The organism is Rhodanobacter lindaniclasticus (genome assembly GCF_004799035.1).
Lineage (GTDB): Bacteria > Pseudomonadota > Gammaproteobacteria > Xanthomonadales > Rhodanobacteraceae > Rhodanobacter > Rhodanobacter lindaniclasticus.
The window spans coordinates 16,597-37,796 of sequence record NZ_MWIO01000063.1; the positions used below are offsets into that span (position 1 = coordinate 16,597).

The 21,200-nt window shown below is 67.7% G+C and carries 18 protein-coding genes and 1 pseudogene; 13 read left to right on the forward strand and 6 right to left on the reverse strand.

The annotated features are described in order from the left end of the window. The first annotated feature begins 113 nt into the window (after positions 1-113). Together B1991_RS16475 and hemF are read left to right on the forward strand one after the other, a co-directional pair. Positions 114-797, forward strand: coding sequence for a YdcF family protein (locus B1991_RS16475; RefSeq protein ID WP_246031219.1), 684 nt, complete (start codon positions 114-116; stop codon positions 795-797). 95 nt (positions 798-892) lie between these two features. After that, entirely contained in the window at positions 893-1,795 is a 903-nt protein-coding gene (gene hemF / locus B1991_RS16480) for an oxygen-dependent coproporphyrinogen oxidase (protein ID WP_136259769.1), read from the forward strand. 42 nt (positions 1,796-1,837) lie between these two features. Here the strand turns inward: hemF and B1991_RS16485 are convergent, their stop codons facing one another. Further along, positions 1,838-2,494: a DUF4097 family beta strand repeat-containing protein gene (locus B1991_RS16485; RefSeq protein WP_136259770.1), complete on the reverse strand. Its 657-nt coding sequence runs from the start codon at positions 2,492-2,494 to the stop codon at positions 1,838-1,840. A gap of 177 nt (positions 2,495-2,671) precedes the next feature. On the opposite strand from B1991_RS16485, the gene gpmA reads away from it, so the two are divergent. From gpmA to B1991_RS16500, 3 genes are all read left to right on the forward strand, one after another. Further along, positions 2,672-3,415 carry a 2,3-diphosphoglycerate-dependent phosphoglycerate mutase gene (gpmA, locus tag B1991_RS16490; protein ID WP_136259771.1) on the forward strand — a complete coding sequence of 248 codons (744 nt, stop codon included), beginning with the start codon at positions 2,672-2,674 and terminating at the stop codon, positions 3,413-3,415. 37 nt (positions 3,416-3,452) lie between these two features. Then, positions 3,453-4,064: a DUF6445 family protein gene (locus B1991_RS16495; protein ID WP_136259772.1), complete on the forward strand. Its 612-nt coding sequence runs from the start codon at positions 3,453-3,455 to the stop codon at positions 4,062-4,064. A 92-nt stretch (positions 4,065-4,156) separates the two neighbouring features. Next, positions 4,157-4,711: a CcdC protein domain-containing protein gene (locus B1991_RS16500; protein WP_136259773.1), complete on the forward strand. Its 555-nt coding sequence runs from the start codon at positions 4,157-4,159 to the stop codon at positions 4,709-4,711. A gap of 12 nt (positions 4,712-4,723) precedes the next feature. Here B1991_RS16500 and zapE read toward each other — a convergent pair whose 3' ends face one another. Both zapE and B1991_RS16510 read right to left on the reverse strand, forming a co-directional pair. After that, positions 4,724-5,842 carry a cell division protein ZapE gene (gene zapE / locus B1991_RS16505; protein ID WP_136259774.1) on the reverse strand — a complete coding sequence of 373 codons (1,119 nt, stop codon included), beginning with the start codon at positions 5,840-5,842 and terminating at the stop codon, positions 4,724-4,726. 8 nt (positions 5,843-5,850) lie between these two features. Then, positions 5,851-6,540: an alpha/beta hydrolase gene (locus B1991_RS16510; protein WP_136259775.1), complete on the reverse strand. Its 690-nt coding sequence runs from the start codon at positions 6,538-6,540 to the stop codon at positions 5,851-5,853. 42 nt (positions 6,541-6,582) lie between these two features. On the opposite strand from B1991_RS16510, the gene B1991_RS16515 reads away from it, so the two are divergent. After that, positions 6,583-7,176, forward strand: coding sequence for an acyl carrier protein phosphodiesterase (locus B1991_RS16515; RefSeq protein ID WP_136259776.1), 594 nt, complete (start codon positions 6,583-6,585; stop codon positions 7,174-7,176). 163 nt (positions 7,177-7,339) lie between these two features. On the opposite strand, the gene B1991_RS16520 is transcribed toward B1991_RS16515, so the two are convergent. Next, complete coding sequence (locus tag B1991_RS16520; protein WP_246031220.1) at positions 7,340-7,804, reverse strand: c-type cytochrome; 465 nt, start codon at positions 7,802-7,804, stop codon at positions 7,340-7,342. A gap of 503 nt (positions 7,805-8,307) precedes the next feature. On the opposite strand from B1991_RS16520, the gene B1991_RS16525 reads away from it, so the two are divergent. From B1991_RS16525 to B1991_RS16550, 6 genes are all read left to right on the forward strand, one after another. After that, a complete protein-coding gene (locus tag B1991_RS16525; protein ID WP_136259778.1) occupies positions 8,308-9,522 on the forward strand; it encodes an efflux RND transporter periplasmic adaptor subunit in 1,215 nt (404 codons plus the stop codon). Positions 9,523-9,606: 84 nt separating this feature from the next. Beyond that, positions 9,607-12,846, forward strand: a complete 3,240-nt coding sequence (locus B1991_RS16530) for an efflux RND transporter permease subunit (RefSeq protein ID WP_136259779.1) — start codon at positions 9,607-9,609, stop codon at positions 12,844-12,846. A 159-nt stretch (positions 12,847-13,005) separates the two neighbouring features. Then, on the forward strand, positions 13,006-16,143 hold the full coding sequence (locus B1991_RS16535; RefSeq protein ID WP_136259780.1) for an efflux RND transporter permease subunit: 3,138 nt from the start codon (positions 13,006-13,008) through the stop codon (positions 16,141-16,143). 216 nt (positions 16,144-16,359) lie between these two features. After that, a complete protein-coding gene (locus tag B1991_RS16540) occupies positions 16,360-16,656 on the forward strand; it encodes a LysM peptidoglycan-binding domain-containing protein (protein ID WP_136259781.1) in 297 nt (98 codons plus the stop codon). A gap of 16 nt (positions 16,657-16,672) precedes the next feature. After that, entirely contained in the window at positions 16,673-17,155 is a 483-nt protein-coding gene (locus B1991_RS16545) for a hypothetical protein (RefSeq protein ID WP_136259782.1), read from the forward strand. Positions 17,156-17,492: 337 nt separating this feature from the next. After that, positions 17,493-19,718, forward strand: a complete 2,226-nt coding sequence (locus B1991_RS16550) for an NADP-dependent isocitrate dehydrogenase (protein ID WP_136259783.1) — start codon at positions 17,493-17,495, stop codon at positions 19,716-19,718. An 18-nt stretch (positions 19,719-19,736) separates the two neighbouring features. Here the strand turns inward: B1991_RS16550 and B1991_RS16555 are convergent, their stop codons facing one another. Next, complete coding sequence (locus tag B1991_RS16555; RefSeq protein ID WP_136259784.1) at positions 19,737-20,681, reverse strand: aldo/keto reductase; 945 nt, start codon at positions 20,679-20,681, stop codon at positions 19,737-19,739. Positions 20,682-20,787: 106 nt separating this feature from the next. Continuing rightward, positions 20,788-20,985, reverse strand: coding sequence for a hypothetical protein (locus tag B1991_RS16560; RefSeq protein ID WP_136259785.1), 198 nt, complete (start codon positions 20,983-20,985; stop codon positions 20,788-20,790). A 108-nt stretch (positions 20,986-21,093) separates the two neighbouring features. On the opposite strand from B1991_RS16560, the pseudogene B1991_RS19045 reads away from it, so the two are divergent. After that, positions 21,094-21,200 (forward strand): annotated as a pseudogene (locus B1991_RS19045) (LysR family transcriptional regulator); the annotation flags it as partial.

A 21,200-nucleotide genomic window follows, 5' to 3' on the forward strand; every position in this document is an offset into this window, starting at 1 on the left:
GCCTAGCCTGCGACCATCGGCGGAGCCCGATCGTGGCCAGCGCGGCATGAAGATGCCGCGAACGTCGCACACCGTATAAGCTGTCGCGTCTCCCGCACCGACGATGCCTTGGCGTGTCCGCCTCGCGAAAACCCTCGAAATACCTGCGCGACGCCGACGTGCTGCATGCAGCAGTGGTCACCGGGCTGGTCGTGATATTGAGTGCCGGCCTGGTCTGGCTCGGCTATCTGATCCATGTGTGGCGCATCGCCACGCGCAGTCCGCTGTCGCCGCCGCGACGGATGACCGTGCTGGTGTTCGGCCGCCGGCTGGAACAGGATGCGCCCGGCCACGATTACCAGCAGCGCCTGCGGCGCGCGCTGGTGCTGGCGCGGCAGCAACAGACCGACCATCTGCTGCTGCTCGGCGGTTGCAGCGGAAGCGAGTTGAGCGAGGCCGCCGCCGGCGCGGCCTGGCTGCGCCAGCACGAGCTGACCGGCGACGTGCGCGTGGAGCTGGAACAGGATTCGGTCGACTCGCTGGAGAATCTGCGTCATGCGCGGCGGCTGCTGCAGGAAGAGGGACGCCTGCCGCCGGTGGCGCTGGTGACCAGCCGCTACCACCTCGCGCGCTGCCTGCTGCTGGCGCGGCGGCTCGGCTTCGACAGCATTGCCGTGGCGGCGGAACCGACGCTCCCGCGGCATGCGCGCTACCTCGGCCGGCTCGTGCTGGAAGCGGGCTATCTGATGTGGATCGACATCGGCATGCGCTGGGCGCGGTTGATCGGCCACGCGCGCATGGCTGCACGCATCAGTTGAGTTGCGCTGGATCAGGGCGGCGCGGTGCCGCACCACAGCCGGTCGCGCGCGGCTGCTTGCTAAGCTTGGCGCCATCGAATCTTTCGAGCCAGATGATGAGCGCACAAGCCGACCTTGCCGAAACCTTCCTGCGCGAACTGCAGGACCGCATCTGCGCGGCGATCGAGCAGGCCGACGGCGGCGCGCGCTTCGTCGAGGATGCGTGGACGCGCCCGGCGGGCGGCGGCGGGCGCACCCGCGTACTGCGCGATGGCGCGGTGTTCGAGCAGGCCGGGGTGAACTTCTCGCGCGTGCACGGCCATCAGCTGCCGCCCAGCGCCACCGCGCACCGGCCCGAGCTCGCCGGCGGCAGCTTCATCGCCACCGGTGTGTCGCTGGTGCTGCACCCGAAGAATCCGCACGTGCCGACCACCCACGCCAACGTGCGCTATTTCGAGGCGAGCAAGGAGGGCGTGGAGCCGGTGTGGTGGTTCGGCGGCGGCTTCGACCTCACTCCGTTCTATCCGGTGGACGAGGACGCGCGCCACTGGCACACCGTGGCGCGCGACCTGTGCGAACCGTATGGCGCAGACGTGTATCCGCGCTACAAGAAATGGTGCGACGAGTACTTCTACCTGAAGCATCGCGACGAGACGCGCGGCGTGGGCGGATTGTTCTACGACGACATGAACGAGGGCGGTTTCGAGCGCTGCTTCGCGTTCACCCGCGACGTCGGCCAGGGGTTCCTCGATGCCTATCTGCCGATCGTCGAGCGCCGCAAGGGCACGCCGTACGGCGAGCGCGAGCGCGAGTTCCAGCTGTACCGGCGCGGCCGCTACGTGGAGTTCAACCTGGTCTACGACCGCGGCACCTTGTTCGGCCTGCAGTCGGGCGGGCGCACCGAGTCGATCCTGATGAGCCTGCCGCCGCGGGTGCGCTTCGAGTATGCATACCAGCCGGAAGCCGGCTCCGCCGAAGCGAAACTGGCCGACTACCTGAAGCCGCGCAACTGGCTCTGACGCAATCCCGTACGCAGGGCGGGCACTGCCCGCCCTGCGGCCTTACGGCGTGGCCCCGCTGAACTTCTCCACCGTGGCGCCCTTTACCGGGCCGATCTGCGCGCTGTCGCTGACTTTCAGTTCCACCTCGCGGCGGAACTCCAGCGTGCCCTGCACCACGGCGTGCGGACCGATCACCACCACCGGCTTGCGGCTGTTGAAGTTGAACCAGCCGTGCTGCTTGTCGACCAGGATGCCGCCTTCGACGCGCGAGTTCTCGCCCACGGTGATGTCGCCGCTTACCGTGGAGAGCCCGCCGGCGACGTGGGCGGCGTGCAGCACGATCGCACCGTTGACGTTGCCCAGCTTGCCGCCGACCTCGGCGCCGCGCGCCAGGCGGATGCTGCCGTTGACCGCGCTCACCTCGCCGCTGACCTTGCTGGCCTCGCCCAGCGTGATCGAGCCGTTGACGGTGTCCACCGCGGTGGCCTGGGTGCGGTCGCCCAGCTCCACTGCGCCATTGACCGTGCTGGCCTCGCGCACGGTGGCGCCGTCGCCCACGTATACCGCGCCGTTGACCGAGCTGACGTTGCCGGCCTGCTGGCCAGCCTCGACGCGTACCGCGCCGTTGACCTTGTCGATGTCGCCGTCGCGGGCCGCCGCCAGCGCGGGCAGCAAGGCAAACGTGCACAGGAGAAGAAGGGTCGAAATGCGGCGCATGGCAGCCTCCGTGGTCGGTGGGAGTCTCTGGGAGCGTGGGCGGTTTCTGCCGCGCACACTCCTAGGATGCCGCCCCAGCGGCAAAGGTTTGCCATGACCTGTGGCAGGGTCCGATTTGACGCTGCCGGGGCTGCACTGCACCATTCACGGTTCATCCCGTTTTTGCTGAGCGCAGCCATGCACAAGCTCGTCCTGATCCGCCACGGTCAATCGCAGTGGAACCTCGACAACCGTTTCAGCGGCTGGGCCGACGTCGACCTCACCGAGCAGGGCAGGGCCGAGGCGCGCGAGGCGGGCCGCCTGCTGACCGAAAGCGGCTACAGCTTCGACGTGGCGCACACCTCGGTGCTCAAGCGAGCCGTGCGCACGCTGTGGGGCGTGCAGGACGAAATGGGCCTGATGTGGCTGCCGGTGGTCACCGACTGGCGCCTCAACGAGCGCCACTACGGCGGCCTCACCGGCCTGAACAAGGCCGAGACCGCGGCGAAATACGGCGAGGAGCAGGTGAAGATCTGGCGCCGCAGCTACGACGTGCCGCCGCCGCCGCTGGATCGCGACAAGAACGAATCGGTGCACGACCCACGCTATGCGACGCTCGATCCGAAGGACATCCCCGACACCGAATGCCTGAAGGACACCGTGGCGCGCGTGCTGCCGTACTGGCACCAGGTGCTGGCGCCGGCGATCAAGGCCGGCCAGCGCGTGCTGGTCGCCGCGCACGGCAACTCGCTGCGCGCGCTGGTGAAGTATCTGGATGGCATCTCCGACGAGGCGATCGTCGAGCTCAACATCCCCAACGGCGTGCCGCTGGTGTACGAGTTCGACGACGAGCTGAAGCCGCTGCGCCACTACTATCTCGGCGACGCCGAGGCGATCGCGGCGAAGATGGCCGCGGTGGCCAACCAGGGCAAGGCGAAGTAGCCCGTCGCGTCATCGCCCCCCACCATCCCGGCGTGCCATGCCCACTTCACTGATCATCGTCGACGATTTCCTCGGCAACGCGCATGAACTGCGCGACGCGGCGCTGCGGCTGACCTATCCCGAGCAGGATGGCGCGTTCCCCGGGCGCAATTCGCTGGAGCGCATCGACGTTGGCGGACTGGCGCAGCAGGTATCCAGGCTGGTTGGCGAGCCACTGAAGGCCATCTCGCCGCCGCAGTCGCACGCCAAGTTCCGCATCACCCTGGCGCAGGACAAGGGCCGCGCCAGGGTGCACATCGACAGCGGAGCGCACTGGTCGGGCATCCTCTACCTGAGCCGGCCGGAGGATTGCCACGGCGGCACCGAGTTCTTCCGCCATCGCCGCACCAACACCGATCGCGCACCGATCAATGCCGCCGAACGGGCGGCGCTCGGCTACGCGTCGAACCAGGAGATGTACCGCGACATCATCGAGCAGGACAGCAACGATGATTCGAAGTGGGAGATGACCATGCGCGCGCCGATGCGCTTCAACCGCCTGGTACTGCTGCGGCCCTGGCTGTGGCACACCGCCGGCGAGGCGTTCGGCGACAGCATGGAGAACGGCCGGCTGGTGTACCTGATGTTCTTCGAGTCGGCCGCGTCGTAGCGACCGCGCATGGCGAGAGGGTGACGAATGTCAGTCGTCGCCCCGGCCCGGCCCCGCTAAGCTGGTTCCACGTCGTTGCATGGAGTGGCCGCATGCCTGCCCACCTGACCAGCTACCTGATCATGCTGCCGATCGTCGCCTTGCTGGTCTGGCGACGCGTCAGCCGCCAGTTCGGCCGCCAGCCGATCCGGCGCAAGCGGATGATCTTCCGCATCGTGGCGTTTTCGTTCCTGGGCTGCGTGCTCGCGCTGAGCGGTCTGCACCGGATGGCCCTGGCCGAGGGCCTGGTCGGTGGCGTGCTGATCGGTGCGGTGCTCGGCCTGCTCGGCCTGCGCCTGACTAGCTTCGAGGTCGACCCGCGCAAGGGCGACTGCTATGTGCCCAACCCGTGGATCGGCGGCCTGCTCACCGTACTGCTGCTGGGACGCCTGGCCTGGCGGTTCCTGGTGGTGTGGCCGCAGATGCGGCACGCGGCGGCCGCGGCGCAAGTCGGCGCCTATCCGGCGCAGCCGATGGGTTACGCCTCCAGTCCGCTGACCATGCTGGTGATCGGCCAGCTGGTGGGTTACTACATCTGCTACTACAGCGGCGTGCTGCTGCATCACCGGCGCTTCGTGCAGGCGCATCCGGGCGTCACCGAGGCCTGATCCGGCGGCGGTCTACTCCGCGCGGTGTTCCAGCGCCAGATATTCCTCGCTCTGCATCTCGATCAGGCGCGATTCGGTGCGGCCGAATTCGGCGCGCAGGCGTTCACCATCGTAGAGCTCGGTGATCGGAGCGGCGGCGGAAAGCACCAGCTTCACGCGCCGGTCGTAGAACTCGTCGACCAGTTGCACGAAGCGTTTCGCCGCGTCTTCGCTGTAGATGGTGAACTGCGGCACGTTGGCGACGATCACCGTCGGGCCGGCCTTGGCCAGCGCGATGTAGTCGGCCACGGCGCGCGGGCCTTCGCACAGCGCGGCGAACTGGAACCACAGGATGTTCTCGGCGCGCTTGTGGAACGGGATGTCGCGGCCGTTGATGTGCAACGTGCCGTCGAGTTCGATGGTGCTGCTGACCTGGCTGGCGAAGATGCGCTCCAGCGCGCGATGCGACTCGGCGCCGGGCGGGGTCAGGTAGACCGGCGCCTGGGTCAGCGCGCGCAGGCGCCAGTCGTGCGCGGAAACCATTTCGACGACGTGGCAGTGCTGCTCGATCAGCGCGATCGCGGGCAGGAAGCGGGCGCGCTGCAGGCCGTCCCGGTACAGGTCCGACGGCGCGGTGTTGGAGGTGGTGACCAGGCTCACGCCGCGCTCGAACAGTGCATCGAGCAGGTTGGCCAGGATCATCGCATCGCCGATGTCGTTGACCAGGAACTCGTCCAGGCACAACACGCGGCAGCGCTCGGCGATGCCGGCGGCGACCTCCACCAGCGGGCTCTGCCGCTCGCCCAGCGCGCGCAGGCTGTCGTGCACCTCGCCCATGAAGCGGTGGAAGTGCCGCCGCAACACCACGCCGTGCGGCAGGCTGGCGGCGAACAGATCCATCAGGAAGGTCTTGCCGCGTCCCACGCTGCCCCACAGGTACAACCCGGGCACGCCAGCCGGAGGCTCGTTGCCCAGCAACGATTTCAGCCGGCCGAACAGGCCGTTCTCGGCAACCGGCTCGGCGCACAGGGCCGCGTGCATGCGGTCGAACTCGGCCAGCAGCGCCAGCTGCGCAGGGTCGGACTCCCAGCGATGGGCGGCCACGCCTTCGGCATAACGCGCGCTGGGCGCGAGCAAGAACGTTTCGGTCATGGAGAGGGTCAGGCCTGGCGTGTCGGCGGCAGCCAGTCGCGCACGGCGTGCTTGATCGCGCCACGCAGATCCATCAGGCGGCGATGGAAGAAGTGGCTGGTGTCGGGCATGCGCACCAGTTCGGGCGGGTGTTCCAGGCTGGCGATCCAGTCGAACACGGCCTGCGGTTCGACTATTTCGTCCGCCTCGCCCTGCACGACCAGCCAGGGACAGGTCGGCGGCTTGATCTTGTCGAGCCCGTAACGGCCCGCTGGTGGCGCGATGCTGATCAGTGCATCGGCACGCAGCGGCACTGCCTGGGCGATGCTCACGCCGCTGCCGAACGAGAAACCGGCCAGCCACAGCGCGTCGTCGGGCCGCACGCGACGCACCCAGGCGACCACGGCGGCGAGATCCTCGCGCTCGCCGCGGCCCTTGTCGAACTTGCCCTCGGAGTCGCCTGCCCCGCGGAAATTGAAGCGCACGGTGTCCAGCCCCGATTCGCGCAGCGCGCGCTCGGCCATGGTCACCACCTTGTTGTGCATGCTGCCGCCCTCGCTGGTCAGCGGATGGCAGATCACCGCCACGCCGCGGCGTGCGCAGGCGGGTTCGGCGACGTCGGTGGCGGTTTCCAGCTTGCCGACCGGGCCTGCCAGCACGAAACTGGCAGCGACATCCGGAAAGCCGGCAGGGTCGGCAGGGAACGAGGCGGGGTTCATGCCCAAGATCATAACCGCGACGCCGATCCGCTGCCCGCGCGGATGAACCACCTGGCGCATGTCCTGCTGGCTGGCGACGACGAAGCGCTGCAACTGGGCGGGATGCTGGGCGATTTCGTGCACGGCCAGCCCGATCCGGCGCAGTTCCCGCCACAGGTGATCCGCGGCATCCGCCTGCATCGTGCCATCGATGTCTACACCGACGCCCATCCCGCCGTGCTGGTCGCCAAGGCACAGCTGCCGCCGCCGTATCGCCGCTACGGCGGCATCCTGCTGGACATGTGGTTCGACCACTTGCTCGCGCGGGATTTTTCGCACTGGAGCGCCCAACCGCTGGAAGACTGCTCGCTCGGCCTGCGTGGACTGCTGCAGCGTCGCGATGCCTTGCTGACGCCCGCGTTGCGCCGGTTCCGCGCCTACATGGAAGCCAACGACCTGCCGGCCGGCTACGCCGACCGCGCGGTGCTGGGCCGGGCACTGGCCGGGATCGGGCAACGACTCACCCGCGCCAACCCGCTGGGTTCCACCTTGCCGGTGCTGCGCCAGCACGAAGCGGCGCTGCAGCAGAGTTTCGAAGCGTTCTTCCCGGAATTGCAGGTGTTCGCGCAGCGGTGGATCGACACGCACGCCGATTGACTGGTTCCAGCTCTGCTCCCTCCCCTGCGCAGCAGGGGAGGGTTGGGGAGGGGTGCTCTTGCCTTCACTGCGCGGCGTGACCCCTCTCCCTCCAAGCAGGGGAGGGGCAAACGAAAACGCCGCCCGGGGGCGGCGTTTGGAGACAGCTTGTTGGATCAGGCGATTACTTCGCCTGATCCGCGATCCAGTGCACGGCGGCGGTGACCTGCTCGTCGGTGAGCGCGGGGTTGCCGCCCTTGGGCGGCATGAAGTTGCCGTCGGGGCCGTGGTAGCCGTCGATCGCGTGCTTGACCAGCACGTCGATGCCCTGCTTGATGCGTGGGCCCCACATGGCCTTGTCGCCCAGCTTCGGCGCACCGGCGATGCCGGCGGTGTGGCAGCTGGTGCACAGGTGGTCGTAGATTTCCTTGCCGTCGGTGGTGCCGCCGTAGGCCACCTGGGAGGCGGCGGCCTTGGCCGCGGCGTCGGCTGCAGCCTGCATGGCGGCGCGACCGGTGTCGCCGGCGTAGACGGCACCGGCGGGGGCGATCCGCGCGGCAACGGTGGCCGGGTGGTTCGGGTTGGTTTCCTTGGGTTCGCTGTTGTTGATCGTCAGCGCGGACAACACCAGCACCACGGTAAGGACCATCAGCCCGCCGATGGTCAGCGAGAACTGACGCAGGAAGCCCTGGTCGGATTTGCTAAGGGGACCGCTCACGCACGTACTCCTGTCAGTGGGCGGGCTTGGGCCGCCTTGTTGCCTTGCCATCACGCCGGAATCGCGAAACCGCTGCAGCCGCCAGGGTCGAAGACCTCGATATGCCCCAACCCCTGCTGCCGGTATCCGGACCGCACCCTCGGGGCGCGCTGGCGACCAGTCCGGTATTATAAACGAAGCGCCCGACAAGTTTCAGGGTAACCGGATCGCCTGTATCCCGACGCGGTGCCCGGAACGTTCTGCACCCGGGCCGGTCTGCATTGCGGCGGGGCGCGAAACCCTGCCATCGGTCATGCCCCACCCCTGTCTACCGGCATTGTTCAAGGCGGTTCACGTACACCTATGCTTTGACCATGCGGGTGCGTTTGCCCGCGTGGTTCCTGCGGCGGCGGCCTTGGCCGGCTGCCAGCCCCGGTTCAATCCAGGAGTTCTACATGTCGCGTTTTTGGAAGATCGCGTTGATCGTGCTGGCGGTGGTCATCGTGGCCGTGGTCGCCGTCCGCGTGTTGCACAAGCCCGCCGGCGCCGGCGCGAAGGGCGCTGACGGCAAGGACAACGCACCGCCGGTGCCGGTGACCGTGGTGCCGGTGGCCAAGCAGAACGTGCCGGTCTACCTGACCGCGCTGGGCACGGTGCAGGCGCTCAACACGGTGACGGTGCTGCCGCAGGTCTCGGGCCGGCTGCTCAGCATCGACTTCACCGAAGGACAGCCGGTGACCAAGGGCCAGGTACTGGCGCGCATCGATCCGCGCACCTTCCAGGCCAGCTATGACCAGGCAGTCGCCCGGCGCAAGCAGGACCAGTCGCTGCTGGCCACCGCGCGCAGCAATTACCAGCGCACGCAGGATCCCCAGTACAGCCAGTACGTGGCCAAGATCGACCAGGTCACCCAGAAGAACACCGTGGCCCAGTACGAGGCGGCGGTGGCGGCCGACGAGGCGGCGGTCCGCGACGCCAAGGTGCAGCTCGACTACACCGAGATCCGTTCGCCGATCGACGGCCTGGCCGGCATCCGCGCGGTCGACCCGGGCAACGTGGTGACCACCTCCAGCCCGATCGTCACGCTGACCCAGCTGCACCCGATCAACGTCATGTTCACCCTGCCCGAGCAGAACCTGGACATGGTGCGTGGCGCGGCGCAGGGCGGCAAGCCGCTGGAGGTCACCGCGCTCGATCGCGTCGACGCCCACCCGATCGCCAGCGGCGGCGTGCTCAAGGTGATCGACAACCAGATCGACACCAGCACCGGCACGTTCCGCCTGAAGTCCGAATTCGGCAACGAGCACAACGAGTTGTGGCCGGGTCAGTTCGTCAACGTGCGGTTGCTGGTGAACACCGTCGATGGCGGCCTGGTGATCCCCTCGCAGGGCGTGCAGCGAGGGCCGGACGGCGATTACGTCTACCTGGTGCAGGGCGACAACACGGTCAAGATGCAGTCGATCGTGGTGGCCGGCGAAGTCGGCGACAGCCACGTGATGATCGGCAGCGGGCTCAAGGTCGGCGACAAGGTGGTGACCGAAGGCCAGTTCCGGCTCAAGCCCGGCAGCAAGGTCAACCCGCTCAAGCCGGGCGAAGTGCCGGCCGCACCCACCGCGGCGGAATTGCAGAAGTCCAAGCAGGACAACAAGGGTGGCCGCGGTCGCCGCTGATGTCCGCATGAGCCCGCGGCCTTGCCGCGGGGGCATGCGCGTCTCGAACGCGGCAGCTGCCGCTCCACTTCGTCACGGATAGTCATGGGCTTCTCCACCCTCTTCATTCGCCGCCCGATCGCCACCTCGCTGCTGATGGTGGCGGTGCTGCTGCTCGGCATCCTGGGCTTCCGCCAGCTGCCGGTGTCCGCGCTGCCGGAGATCGAGGCGCCCAGCCTGGTGGTGACCACGCAGTACCCCGGTGCCAGCGCCACCACCATGGCGACGCTGATCACCACGCCGCTGGAGCGCAACCTGGGCCAGATCTCCGGGCTCAGCATGATGAGTTCGGATTCGTCCGCGGGCCTGTCGACGATCGTGCTGCAGTTCAACATGGGCCGCGACATCGACATCGCCGCGCAGGACGTGCAGGCGGCGATCAACCAGGCCAAGGGCACGCTGCCCGGCAACCTGCCGTATCCGCCGGTGTACAACCGGGTCAACCCGGCCGATGCGCCGATCCTCACCCTGGCGCTGCAGTCGGACAGCCGCCCGCTGCGCGACGTCAACGACCTGGCCGACTCGATCCTGGCGCAGAAGCTGTCGCAGGTGCAGGGCGTGGGCCTGGTCTCGATTGCCGGCAACGTGCGCCCGGCCGTGCGCATCCAGGTCAATCCGGCGCAGCTGGCCAATCTCGGCCTGACCATGGAGGACGTGCGCAGCGCGCTGACCCAGGCCAACGTCAACGCGCCCAAGGGCACGTTGAACGGCAAGACGCAGAGCTACTCGATCGGCACCAACGACCAGCTGGCCGATGCCGAGCAGTACAAGAACACCATCATCAGCTACAAGAACAACTCGCCGGTGCGTCTGTCCGACGTGGCCAAGGTGGTCGACGGCGTGGAGAACGACCAGCTCGCCGCGTGGGCCAACGGCAAACCGGCGGTGCTGCTGGACGTGCGCCGCCAGCCCGGCGCCAACATCGTGCAGACGGTGGAGCAGATCCGCCGCATCCTGCCCGAACTGCGCAACGCGCTGCCGGCCGACGTGCACCTGGACGTGTTCGCCGACCGCACGGTGACCATCCGCGCCTCGGTGCACGACGTGGAGTTCACCCTGATCCTCACCGTGTTCCTCGTGGTGGGCGTGATCTTCGTGTTCCTGCGCCGGCTGTGGGCCACCATCATCCCGGCCACCGCGGTGCCGCTGTCGCTGCTGGGCACGTTCGGGGTGATGAGTTTCACCGGCATGTCGCTGGACAACCTGTCGCTGATGGCATTGACGGTGGCCACCGGCTTCGTGGTCGACGATGCGATCGTGATGATCGAGAACATCGTGCGCTACATCGAGCAGGGCAAGAGCGGCAAGGAAGCCGCCGAGATCGGTGCGAAGGAGATCGGCTTCACCGTGCTGTCGCTGACCGTGTCGCTGGTTGCGGTGTTCCTGCCGCTATTGCTGATGCCCGGCGTCACCGGCCGGCTGTTCCACGAGTTCGCCTGGGTGCTGACCATCGCGGTGAGCATCTCGATGCTGGTGTCGCTGACGCTGACGCCGATGATGTGCGCCTACCTGCTCAAGCCCGACCAGCTGCCCGAGGGCGACGACGCGCACGAACGCCACGCCGCCGCCGGCAAGCGCACCGTGTGGGCGCGCACCGTGCATGTGTACGAAAACTCGCTGGACTGGGTGCTCGACCACCAGCGCCTGACCATGCTGGTGGCCGGCGCCGCGGTGGTGCTCACCGTGTTCCTGTACATCGCCATCCCCAAGGGCCTGCTGCCCGAGCAGGACACCGGCCTGATCACCGGCGTGGTGCAGGCCGACGACAACATCGCGTTCCCGGCGATGGAGCAGCGCACCCGGGCCGTGGCCGAAGCGCTGCGCAAGGACCCGGCGGTGGCCGGCGTGGCGGCCTTCATTGGCGCCGGCACGATCAACCCGACCTTGAACCAGGGCCAGCTCAGCATCGTGCTGAAGGATCGCGGCGACCGCGACGGCCTGGACAAGCTGCTGCCGCGGCTGCAGCAGAGCGTGGCCGACATCCCGGGCGTGGCGCTGTACCTGAAGCCGGTACAGGACGTGACCCTGGACAGCACCGTGTCGGCCACCGAATACCAGTACGCGCTGTCCGAGGTGAACTCGACCGAGCTGGCCAAGTACGCCGACCAGATGACCCGCGCGATGCGCCAGCGCCCGGAGCTGGCCGACGTCAGCAACAACCTGGCCGACCGCGGCAACGCGCTCAAGCTGACCATCGACCGCGAGAAGGCCAGCCGCATGGGCGTGCCGGTGCAGACCATCGACGACACCCTGTACGACGCCTTCGGTCAGCGCCAGATCTCCACCATCTTCACCCAGCTCAACCAGTACCGCGTGGTGCTGGAGGTGGCGCCGGAGTTCCGCAACAGCACCGACCTGCTCAACAAGCTCACCGTGCGCGGCAACGGCTCCGGCGCGCTGACCGGCAGCAACGCCACCAGCTTCGGCCAGGTGAAGTCGAGCAACTCGGCCACGCCCAGCGGCATCGGCAACACCGGCAACATCGGCATCGCGCTGGGCGGCGGCGGCACCATCCCGCTGTCCTCGCTGGCCAGTGCCGAAGTCACCAGCGCACCGCTGGTGGTCAGCCATCAGCAGCAGCTGCCGGCGGTGACGCTGTCGTTCAACGTGGCGCCGGGCTACTCGCTGTCCGACGCGGTGTCGGCGATCCACCAGATCAACGCGGAGCTGAACTTCCCGCCGCAGGTGCGCGGCCAGTTCATCGGCAAGGCCGCCGAGTTCAACTCCTCGCTGGGCGACGAGGTGCTGTTGCTGCTGGCCGCGATCGTGGTGATCTACATCGTGCTGGGCGTGCTGTACGAGAGCTACATCCACCCGCTGACGATCATCTCCACCCTGCCGCCGGCCGGCGTGGGCGCGCTGCTGGCGCTGATGATGTTCGGCATGAGCCTGTCGGTGGACGGCATCGTGGGCATCGTGCTGCTGATCGGCATCGTCAAGAAGAACGCGATCATGATGATCGACTTCGCGATCGAGGCACGCCGCACCGGCCTCAACGCGCATGACGCGATCCGCCGCGCCTGCCTGCTGCGCTTCCGCCCGATCATGATGACCACCGCCGCGGCGATGCTCGGCGCGCTGCCGCTGGCGCTGGGCACCGGCATCGGCTCGGAGCTGCGCCGACCGCTCGGCGTGGCGATCGTCGGCGGCCTGCTGCTGTCGCAGCTGGTGACGCTGTACACCACGCCGGTGATCTACCTGTACATGGAGCGCTTCTCCGACTGGCTGGCCGCGCGACGCGAACAGCGTGCGCTGGAGCACGCGCGGGCCGACCGCACGGCGTGATCCGACGGCTTGCCTCTTGCCCCTGCCCGCGCGAAGCCGGCAGGGGCTTTTCTTTCGGCGTCCGGATCAACCGTTTTGCCGCTGGCGCGTTGAGGGTGGGATGATCCACTTGCCTCCCGCCCGGCATCGTGCCGCCCGCATCACGGTTGTGTTCCCCGCATGAATGTCTCCGGCCCCTTCATCCGCCGTCCGATCGGCACCAGCCTGCTTGCGATCGGCCTGTTCGTCGGCGGCATGATCTGCTACTTCCTGCTCGGCGTGTCGGCACTGCCGAACATGCAGTTCCCGGCGATCTTCGTGCAGGCCAGCCAGGCCGGCGCTGACGCCAGCACCATGGCCTCCACCGTGGCCGCGCCGCTGGAACGGCACCTGGGCCAGGTGCCCGGCATCGAGACGATGCGCTCGTCCAGTTCGGAAGGGCGCACCTTCGTCTTCATGATGTTCCGCAACGGCACCGACCTCGATTCGGCGGCGCGCGACGTGCAGGCGGCGATCAATGCGGCAGCGCCCGACTTGCCCAGCGGCCTCAGCGGCGCGCCCAGCTACCAGAAGGCCAACCCCAACGACGATCCGGTGATCGCCTTCGCGCTGACCTCCGATACGCAGGCCGCGGGCGATCTCTACAACGTCGCCGACACCTTGCTGGCCCAGCGCCTGCGCCAGTTGCCGGGTGTTTCGTCGGTGGAGATCGCCGGCGCCTCGACCCCGGCCATCCGCGTCGACGTGAACCTGCGTGCGCTCAACGCGATGGGCCTGTCGCCGGACCAGCTGCGCAACGCCTTGCGCGCGGCCAACGTGACTTCGCCGGAAGGTTTCCTCAGCGACGGCAAGACGCGCATGGCGGTGGCCGCGACCACCTCGCTGCACAGCGCCGCGGATTTCGCGAAGCTGGTGGTGGCCAGCCACGACGGCACGCCGGTGCGGCTGGCCGACGTGGCGGACGTCTATGCCGGCACCGAGGACGCCTACCAGGCGGCCTGGTTCGGCGGTCGGCCGGCAGTGCTGATGTATGTGTACAAGAAGTCCGACGCCAACGTCATCACCACGGTGGACCTGGTCAAGGAACAACTGCCCGCACTGCGCACGTTCCTGCAGCCGGGCACGCGGCTCACCCCGTTCTTCGACGGCACGCCGACCATCCGGGCCTCGCTGCACGAGGTGCAGGCCACCTTGCTGATCTCGCTGGCGATGGTGGTGCTGACCATGGCGCTGTTCCTGCGCCGCCTCGCGCCCACGCTGATTGCCGCGGTGGCGGTGCCGCTGTCGCTGGCCGGCGCGTTCGTGGCGATGTACATCCTCGACTACACGCTCAACAACCTCACCCTGCTGGCGCTGGTGATCGCGATCGGCTTCGTGGTGGACGATGCGATCGTGGTGATCGAAAACATCATCCGCCACATCGACGAGGGCATGGACCGCAAGCAGGCCACCCTGGCCGGCGCGCGCGAGATCGGCTTCACCATCGTCTCGATTACCGCCTCGCTGGTGGCGGTGTTCATCCCTCTGCTGTTCGCCGGCGGCGTCACCGGCATGTTCATGCACGAGTTCGCGGTGACCCTGGTGGCGGCGATTGCTGTGTCGGCGGTGGTTTCGCTGACACTTACCCCGGCGTTGTGCGGGCGCTTCCTCGGCGGCCATCGTGCACGCGCCGGGGCTGCGCACGTGCGCAGCCACGTGCTGGACCGCTTCCACGCCGGCATGCTGCGCGTGTACCGGCGGGCGCTGGATTTCTCGCTGCGCCACGTGCTGGCGTTCGCGCTGACGCCGCTGGCGCTGATCGCCGCCACGTTCTACCTGTTCACCGTGGTCAAGACCGGCCTGTTCCCGCAGCAGGACACCGGCCTGATCTGGGGCCGCGCCACTTCCAGCGCCACGGTGTCGTTCGTCGAGAGCCGGCAGCGGCTGGAGCGGCTCACGGCGATGTTGCTGGCCGACCCGGACGTGGCCACGGTGGGCACGCGACTGGGCAGCAGCCGCCAGGGTGCCAGCGGTTCGTTCAACATCGATCTCAAGACGCGCAGCGAGGGTCGTACCGACGACACCTTTACCGTGCTGGCCCGGTTGAGCGCCAAGGCGGCAAAGTATCCCGACCTGCACCTGCGCCTGCGTGCCGTGCAGGATCTGCCCAGCGGCGGTGGCGGCGGCACCAGCCAGGGCGCGCAATACCAGGTCTCGCTGCAGGGCAACGACCTCGCCACGCTGCAACTGTGGTTGCCGCGATTGGTGACCGAGCTGAAGAAGAACCCGCTGTTGAGCGACGTGGGCAGCGACGTGGAGGAGGGCGGCCTGCGCCAGAACATCGTGATCGACCGCGATGCGGCGGCACGGTTGGGCGTGTCCATCGGCGCGATCGACGGCGCGCTGTACGACGCCTTCGGCCAGCGCCAGGTATCGACCATCTACTCGGACATAAACCAGTACAGCGTGGTGGTCAACGCATTGCCCGCGCAGACGGCCACGCCCGATGCGCTCAATCGCGTCTACGTGAAATCGAACCAGGGGCGGATGGTGCCGATCAGCGCCTTCGCCCGCCAGGAACCCGGCCTCGCGCCTTCGCAGATCACCCACCAGAACCAGTTCACCACGATGGACCTGAGCTTCAACCTCGCTCCCGGGGTGAGCATGGGCCAGGCGATGCAGGTGATCCAGTCCACCGTGGGCAACATGCGCATGCCCGGCGACATCAAGCTCAACATGGGCGGGGACTTTCGCCGCTTCCAGGAGTCGCAGAGCGGCATGCTGTGGCTGGTGCTGGCCGCGATCGTCACCGTCTACATCGTGCTCGGCATGCTGTACGAAAGCCTGATCCACCCCGTCACCATCCTGTCCACGCTGCCGGCGGCGGGCGTCGGTGCGCTGCTGGCGCTGTGGCTGACCGGCACCGAGTTGTCGGTGGTGGCGCAGATCGCGTTGGTACTGTTGATCGGCATCGTCAAGAAGAACGCGATCATGATGATCGACTTCGCCCTGGTCGCCCAGCGTGAACACCACAAGCCGCCGCTGGAAGCCGTGCGCGAAGCCTGCCTGGTGCGCTTCCGCCCGATCATGATGACCACCATGGTCGCCATCCTTGCCGCCTTGCCGATCGCCATCGGCCTGGGCGAAGGCAGCGAACTGCGCCGCCCGCTCGGCATCGCCCTGATCGGTGGCCTGCTGATCTCGCAAAGCCTCACCCTGCTCAGCACCCCGGCGCTGTACGTGGTGTTCTCCTGCCTGGCCGAACGGCGCAAGGCGTGGAGCGCGCGCCGGCGCGAGCGCAAGCTGGCGCAGCGTCGGCGACGCCTCGCCGAGATATGAGCGGTACCCGGCAGCCATCCACGCCACGGTGAACGGCTTGCCGACTTCCGCGAAGGCCCGCCTCCAGGCGTTCAGGGTGAGTGGATCGACGAGCGGGACCCGGGCGCCGCGCTGAACCGGGCCTATCCGGGTGGTTGCGGATTGCTGCCTTGATCACGGCCTGTTAACCAACCCGCCGCTATTCCTGTCCCCTCTTCCGAGACGGAGGCGCGTGCGATGGGCAACGAGACCACCAAGGCGGACTTCTCCAATGTACAGGGCGGGGTGAAATCCACTGCGCCGGATGCGCCGCCGAAGGCCGATTTCAGCAACGTGCAGTCGGAGGTGAGTTCGACCGCCGACGCAACCAAGACCTACACCGTAGTGGCGGGTGACAGCCTGTCCAAGATTGCCAGGCATTTTTACGGCAACGCGAATGTGTGGAAGCAGATCTTCGACGCGAACCGCGACCAGCTTTCCGATCCGGACAAGATCCGCATCGGTCAGGTGCTGAAGATTCCCGCCAAATCCTGAAGCAGGAGATGTCCTCATGAAGATGATTTCCCGACCCCTGATCCTCGCCGTATCACTGGCTGCCGCTCTGGCCTTGACCGCCTGTGGGAAGAAAGACGAATCGGCTTCGGAAGTGCCGGCCACGCCGCCGCCGGCGGCTACGGCGCCGACCACCATGGCACCTGCTCCGGCGGCGATGGTGGCATTCACCTCGGTGGAACTGGGTTCGACCGTCGACGCCAGCAACAAGATCGTTGCCGCCGGCACCAGCTTCGCACCCAAGGACACCATCTACGCCTCGGTCGACACCAGCGGCAGCGGCAACGCCACGCTGTCCGCCAAGTGGACCTACCAGGACGGCCAGACCGTGCATGAGGACAGCAAGACACTCGACGCCACGGGGCCGGAAACCACCGCGTTCATGATCAGCAAGCCTGACGGATTCCCGGTGGGCAATTACAAGGTGGACATTTCCCTGAACGGTACCCAGGTCGCCAGCAAGGACTTCTCGGTGAAGTAGCCGCAACCCGCGCGGCAGCGGACGTGCATGTGGCACGGGCCGCAGCGCAGCGCATGCCGGTCCGGTGATGGCTGAAATCCGCATCGGCAAAATGACCACGATGTGCATGGCCATCGAAAGGGACGCGTGCAACGCGTCCCTTTTCGTTTGGCGCGAGCCACGGGGACGGGGACAAGCATGTGTCGGCGGTGCGCTTTCCCGCGGCAGGCGAAAACGCGACAATGGGCGGATTGCACGCACGCTGAATGCGCCCGGGGTCATGCCGACGCACCGATCCGGCCCGACGTGCAACGCCATCCAACCCGCGCACGCGGCCGCAGAGAGGTTCACCCAGACCATGTCCACGTCGTCCAAGATCATCTACACGCTGACTGATGAAGCGCCGTTCCTCGCCACGCAGTCGCTGCTGCCGATCGTCGCCGCCTTCGCCGGCACCGCCGGCATCAAGGTCGAGACGCGCGACATCTCGCTGGCCGGGCGCATCATCGCGCTGTTCCCCGAACGGCTGCGCGAGGATCAGCGCATGGCGGACGATCTCGCCGAGCTGGGGCGTCTCGCCACCGCGCCGGAAGCCAACATCATCAAGCTGCCGAACATCAGCGCCTCGATGCCGCAGCTGAAGGCCGCGATCAAGGAGTTGCAGGCCCAGGGCTATGCGCTGCCGGATTATCCGGACGAGCCGAAGGACGCCGACGAGAAGGACATCAAGGCCCGTTACGACCGGGTCAAGGGCAGTGCGGTGAACCCGGTGCTGCGCGAGGGCAATTCCGATCGCCGCGCGCCGGTCTCGGTGAAGAACTACGCGCGCAAGCATCCGCACCGGATGGGTGCGTGGAGCAAGGATTCGCAGACCCACGTGGCACACATGGACGGCGGCGATTTCTACGGCAGCGAGAAGTCCGTGACGGTGGAGCACGCCGGCAGCGTGCGCATCGAGTGGTTCGGCAAGGACGGCAGCCAGGTGGTGCTGAAGCCGAAGACCGCGCTGCTCGCCGGCGAGATCATAGACGCGGCGGTGATGTCGCGCCGCGCGCTGGCCGCCTTCATCGACGCGCAGATCGCTGACGCGAAGCAGCGCGGCGTGCTGTTCTCGCTGCACCTGAAGGCCACCATGATGAAGGTGTCCGACCCGATCATGTTCGGCGTGGCGGTGGGCGAGTTCTACCGGGACGTGCTCACCAAACATGCCGACGCGCTGAAGCAGGCCGGCTTCAACCCGAACAACGGCATCGGCGACCTGTATGCGCGCCTCGGCACGCTGCCGGAGGCGACCCAGGCCGCGATCAAGGCCGACCTCGACGCCGAGTACGCGCAGCGCCCGGGCGTGGCGATGGTCAATTCCGACAAGGGCATCACCAACCTGCACGTGCCCAGCGACGTGATCGTGGACGCCTCGATGCCGGCGATGATCCGCGACTCCGGCAAGATGTGGAACGCGCAGGGCCAGCTGCAGGACGTCAAGGCGGTGATCCCCGACCGCGGCTACGCCGGCGTGTACCAGGCCACCATCGAGGACTGCAAGGCGCATGGCGCGTTCGACCCGGCCACCATGGGCAGCGTGCCGAACGTGGGCCTGATGGCGCAGGCGGCCGAGGAATACGGCTCGCACGACAAGACCTTCCAGATCGCCGGCGACGGCGTGGTGAAGGTGATCGACGAGTCCGGCAACGTGCTGCTGCAGCATGATGTGGAAGCCGGCGACATCTGGCGCATGTGCCAGACCAAGGACGCGCCGGTGCAGGACTGGGTGAAGCTGGCGGTGAGCCGCGCGCGGCACACGCCGGCGGTGTTCTGGCTGGACCCGCAACGCGCGCACGACCGCCAGGTGATCGCCAAGGTCGAGCGCTGCCTGAAGAACTACGACACCAGTGGCCTGGACATCCGCATCATGGATCCGGTGGCCGCCACGAAGTTCTCGCTGGAGCGCATCCGTCAGGGCCTGGACACCATCTCGGTCACCGGCAACGTGCTGCGCGACTACCTCACCGACCTGTTCCCGATCATGGAGCTGGGCACCAGCGCGAAGATGCTCTCCATCGTGCCGCTGATGGCCGGCGGCGGCCTGTTCGAGACCGGCGCCGGCGGTTCGGCGCCCAAGCACGTGCAGCAGTTCCTGGAAGAAGACCACCTGCGCTGGGATTCGCTGGGCGAGTTCCTCGCGCTGGCCGCCTCGCTGGAGCATCTGGGCCAGCGCGACGACAACATCCGGGTCGAGGTGCTGGCCAAGACGCTGGACCAGGCCAACAGCAAGTTCCTCGACACCAACAAGTCGCCTTCGCGCAAGGTCGGCGAACTCGACAATCGCGGCAGCCATTTCTACCTGGCCCTGTACTGGGCGCAGGCGCTGGCGGCACAGGACGAGGACGCCGACCTGAAGGCCCGCTTCGCGCCGCTGGCGCAGGCGCTGGGCGCCAACGAGGACAAGATCGTCGCCGAGCTCAACGCGGCGCAGGGCAAGCCGGTCGACATCGGCGGCTACTACCACCCGGACCTGGGCAAGGTGAGTCGCGCGATGCGCCCCAGCGCCACGCTCAACGCGGCACTGGGGTTGTTGTCCGCGTGATGCGGTGACTGCGGCGGATCAGGCGCTGGCCTGATCCAGCGCCGCGATTTCGTCGGCGCCTAGCGAGAGCTGCAGGGCGCCGAGCAGTTCGCTCAACTGCGCCATGCTGGTGGCACTGGCGATTGGCGCGCTGATACCGGGGCGTGCCATCAACCAGGCCAGCGCGACCTGGGCCGGCGTGGCGTGATGGGCAGCGGCCACCGCGTCCAGCGCGGCCAGCACGCCGAGTCCGCGCGGGTTGAGGTAGGCGCGCACGCCACCGCTGCGCGCCGGGTGGCCGGCAAGGTCGGCCGCCTTGCGGTACTTGCCGCTGAGGAAGCCGCTGGCCAGCGCGTAGTAGCAGATCACGCCGACATTCTCGCGGCGAACCAGCGGCTCCAGTTCGGTCTCGTAGCCACGACGGCTGACCAGGTTGTACTCCGGCTGCAGCACCTCGTAGCGCGGCAGGTTGTGCTGCTTCGACACGGCCAGCGCGTCGGCGAAGCGATCGGCGCCGTAGTTGGAGGCGCCGATCGCGCGTACCTTGCCTTGCTCGATAAGCCGCGCGAAACCGCCCAGGGTGTCGGCCAGCAGCACGCTGGCGTCGTCCTCATGCGCGAAATACAGGTCGATGTGGTCGGTCTGCAGGCGTCGCAGCGAGTCTTCCACCGCCATCTGCAGATTCACCGGGGCCAGTCCCTTGTGTCGCGCCCATTTGCCCACCTTGCTGGCGATCACCACCTGGTCGCGTTTGCCGCTCTTCCTGAGCCACTTGCCGATGATGGTCTCCGACTCGCCGCCGCGATTGCCCGGCACCCACGCCGGGTAGACGTCGGCGGTGTCGATCAGGTTGCCGCCGCCGTCGACGAAGGCATCCAGCAACTCGAATGCGCGCGACTCGTCCACCGTCCAGCCAAAGACGTTGCCGCCGAACGCGAGCGGGGTGATCGAAAGGGATGAATTGCCGAGTGACCGCTGTTGCATGGAACGCCTCCGCTGGCAGCACGCATGGGAAAGGCGTGCGGCAATGGTTGCCGCACGCCCTTGTCCACATGGTGCATTTCAAGCGGCATTCAAGCCGGCCGCGCTCCTAATGCGGTGCCATGATGCGCGGCCACACGATCGCGCAGCAGGCCAGCGCCGCGGCTTTCCGGTCGGGCGCGGCGGGCGCTTCGGCAGCTTCGGTATCGGGCGTTTCGGTGGCCGTCGCTTCCGCGCGCCATTCGAGGTCGTCCTTGTGCAGCAGGTGGCCGTGCAGGAACAGCAGATCTTTCCAGATCGAGCTCATGGGGTACCTCCTCGGGGGAGTGTCTGGCTTGGGGTGTGCTCAAGGTACGCGCGCGCGCAGCGCCGAAAAAGCGATATATTCGCAAGCCAGGCTTGAGAGATATTCAAGATGGGCAAGCTTCCGCTTGGGCTGCTGCAACAGTTCGTGTTGATCGCCCGCCAGGGCAATCTCTCGCGCGCTGCGCGCGAGGCGAACCTCACCGTCAGCGCGCTCAG

What these genes read in the sequence shown, in the direction of transcription:
- hemF (WP_136259769.1), top strand. Translation starts at nt 893, where the DNA reads ATGAGCGCACAAGCCGACCTTGCCGAAACCTTCCTGCGCGAACTGCAG.
- B1991_RS16485 (WP_136259770.1), bottom strand. Translation starts at nt 2,494, where the DNA reads ATGCGCCGCATTTCGACCCTTCTTCTCCTGTGCACGTTTGCCTTGCTG.
- gpmA (WP_136259771.1), top strand. Translation starts at nt 2,672, where the DNA reads ATGCACAAGCTCGTCCTGATCCGCCACGGTCAATCGCAGTGGAACCTC.
- B1991_RS16495 (WP_136259772.1), top strand. Translation starts at nt 3,453, where the DNA reads ATGCCCACTTCACTGATCATCGTCGACGATTTCCTCGGCAACGCGCAT.
- B1991_RS16500 (WP_136259773.1), top strand. Translation starts at nt 4,157, where the DNA reads ATGCCTGCCCACCTGACCAGCTACCTGATCATGCTGCCGATCGTCGCC.
- zapE (WP_136259774.1), bottom strand. Translation starts at nt 5,842, where the DNA reads ATGACCGAAACGTTCTTGCTCGCGCCCAGCGCGCGTTATGCCGAAGGC.
- B1991_RS16510 (WP_136259775.1), bottom strand. Translation starts at nt 6,540, where the DNA reads ATGAACCCCGCCTCGTTCCCTGCCGACCCTGCCGGCTTTCCGGATGTC.
- B1991_RS16515 (WP_136259776.1), top strand. Translation starts at nt 6,583, where the DNA reads ATGAACCACCTGGCGCATGTCCTGCTGGCTGGCGACGACGAAGCGCTG.
- B1991_RS16520 (WP_246031220.1), bottom strand. Translation starts at nt 7,804, where the DNA reads ATGGTCCTTACCGTGGTGCTGGTGTTGTCCGCGCTGACGATCAACAAC.
- B1991_RS16525 (WP_136259778.1), top strand. Translation starts at nt 8,308, where the DNA reads ATGTCGCGTTTTTGGAAGATCGCGTTGATCGTGCTGGCGGTGGTCATC.
- B1991_RS16530 (WP_136259779.1), top strand. Translation starts at nt 9,607, where the DNA reads ATGGGCTTCTCCACCCTCTTCATTCGCCGCCCGATCGCCACCTCGCTG.
- B1991_RS16535 (WP_136259780.1), top strand. Translation starts at nt 13,006, where the DNA reads ATGAATGTCTCCGGCCCCTTCATCCGCCGTCCGATCGGCACCAGCCTG.
- B1991_RS16540 (WP_136259781.1), top strand. Translation starts at nt 16,360, where the DNA reads ATGGGCAACGAGACCACCAAGGCGGACTTCTCCAATGTACAGGGCGGG.
- B1991_RS16545 (WP_136259782.1), top strand. Translation starts at nt 16,673, where the DNA reads ATGAAGATGATTTCCCGACCCCTGATCCTCGCCGTATCACTGGCTGCC.
- B1991_RS16550 (WP_136259783.1), top strand. Translation starts at nt 17,493, where the DNA reads ATGTCCACGTCGTCCAAGATCATCTACACGCTGACTGATGAAGCGCCG.
- B1991_RS16555 (WP_136259784.1), bottom strand. Translation starts at nt 20,681, where the DNA reads ATGCAACAGCGGTCACTCGGCAATTCATCCCTTTCGATCACCCCGCTC.
- B1991_RS16560 (WP_136259785.1), bottom strand. Translation starts at nt 20,985, where the DNA reads ATGAGCTCGATCTGGAAAGATCTGCTGTTCCTGCACGGCCACCTGCTG.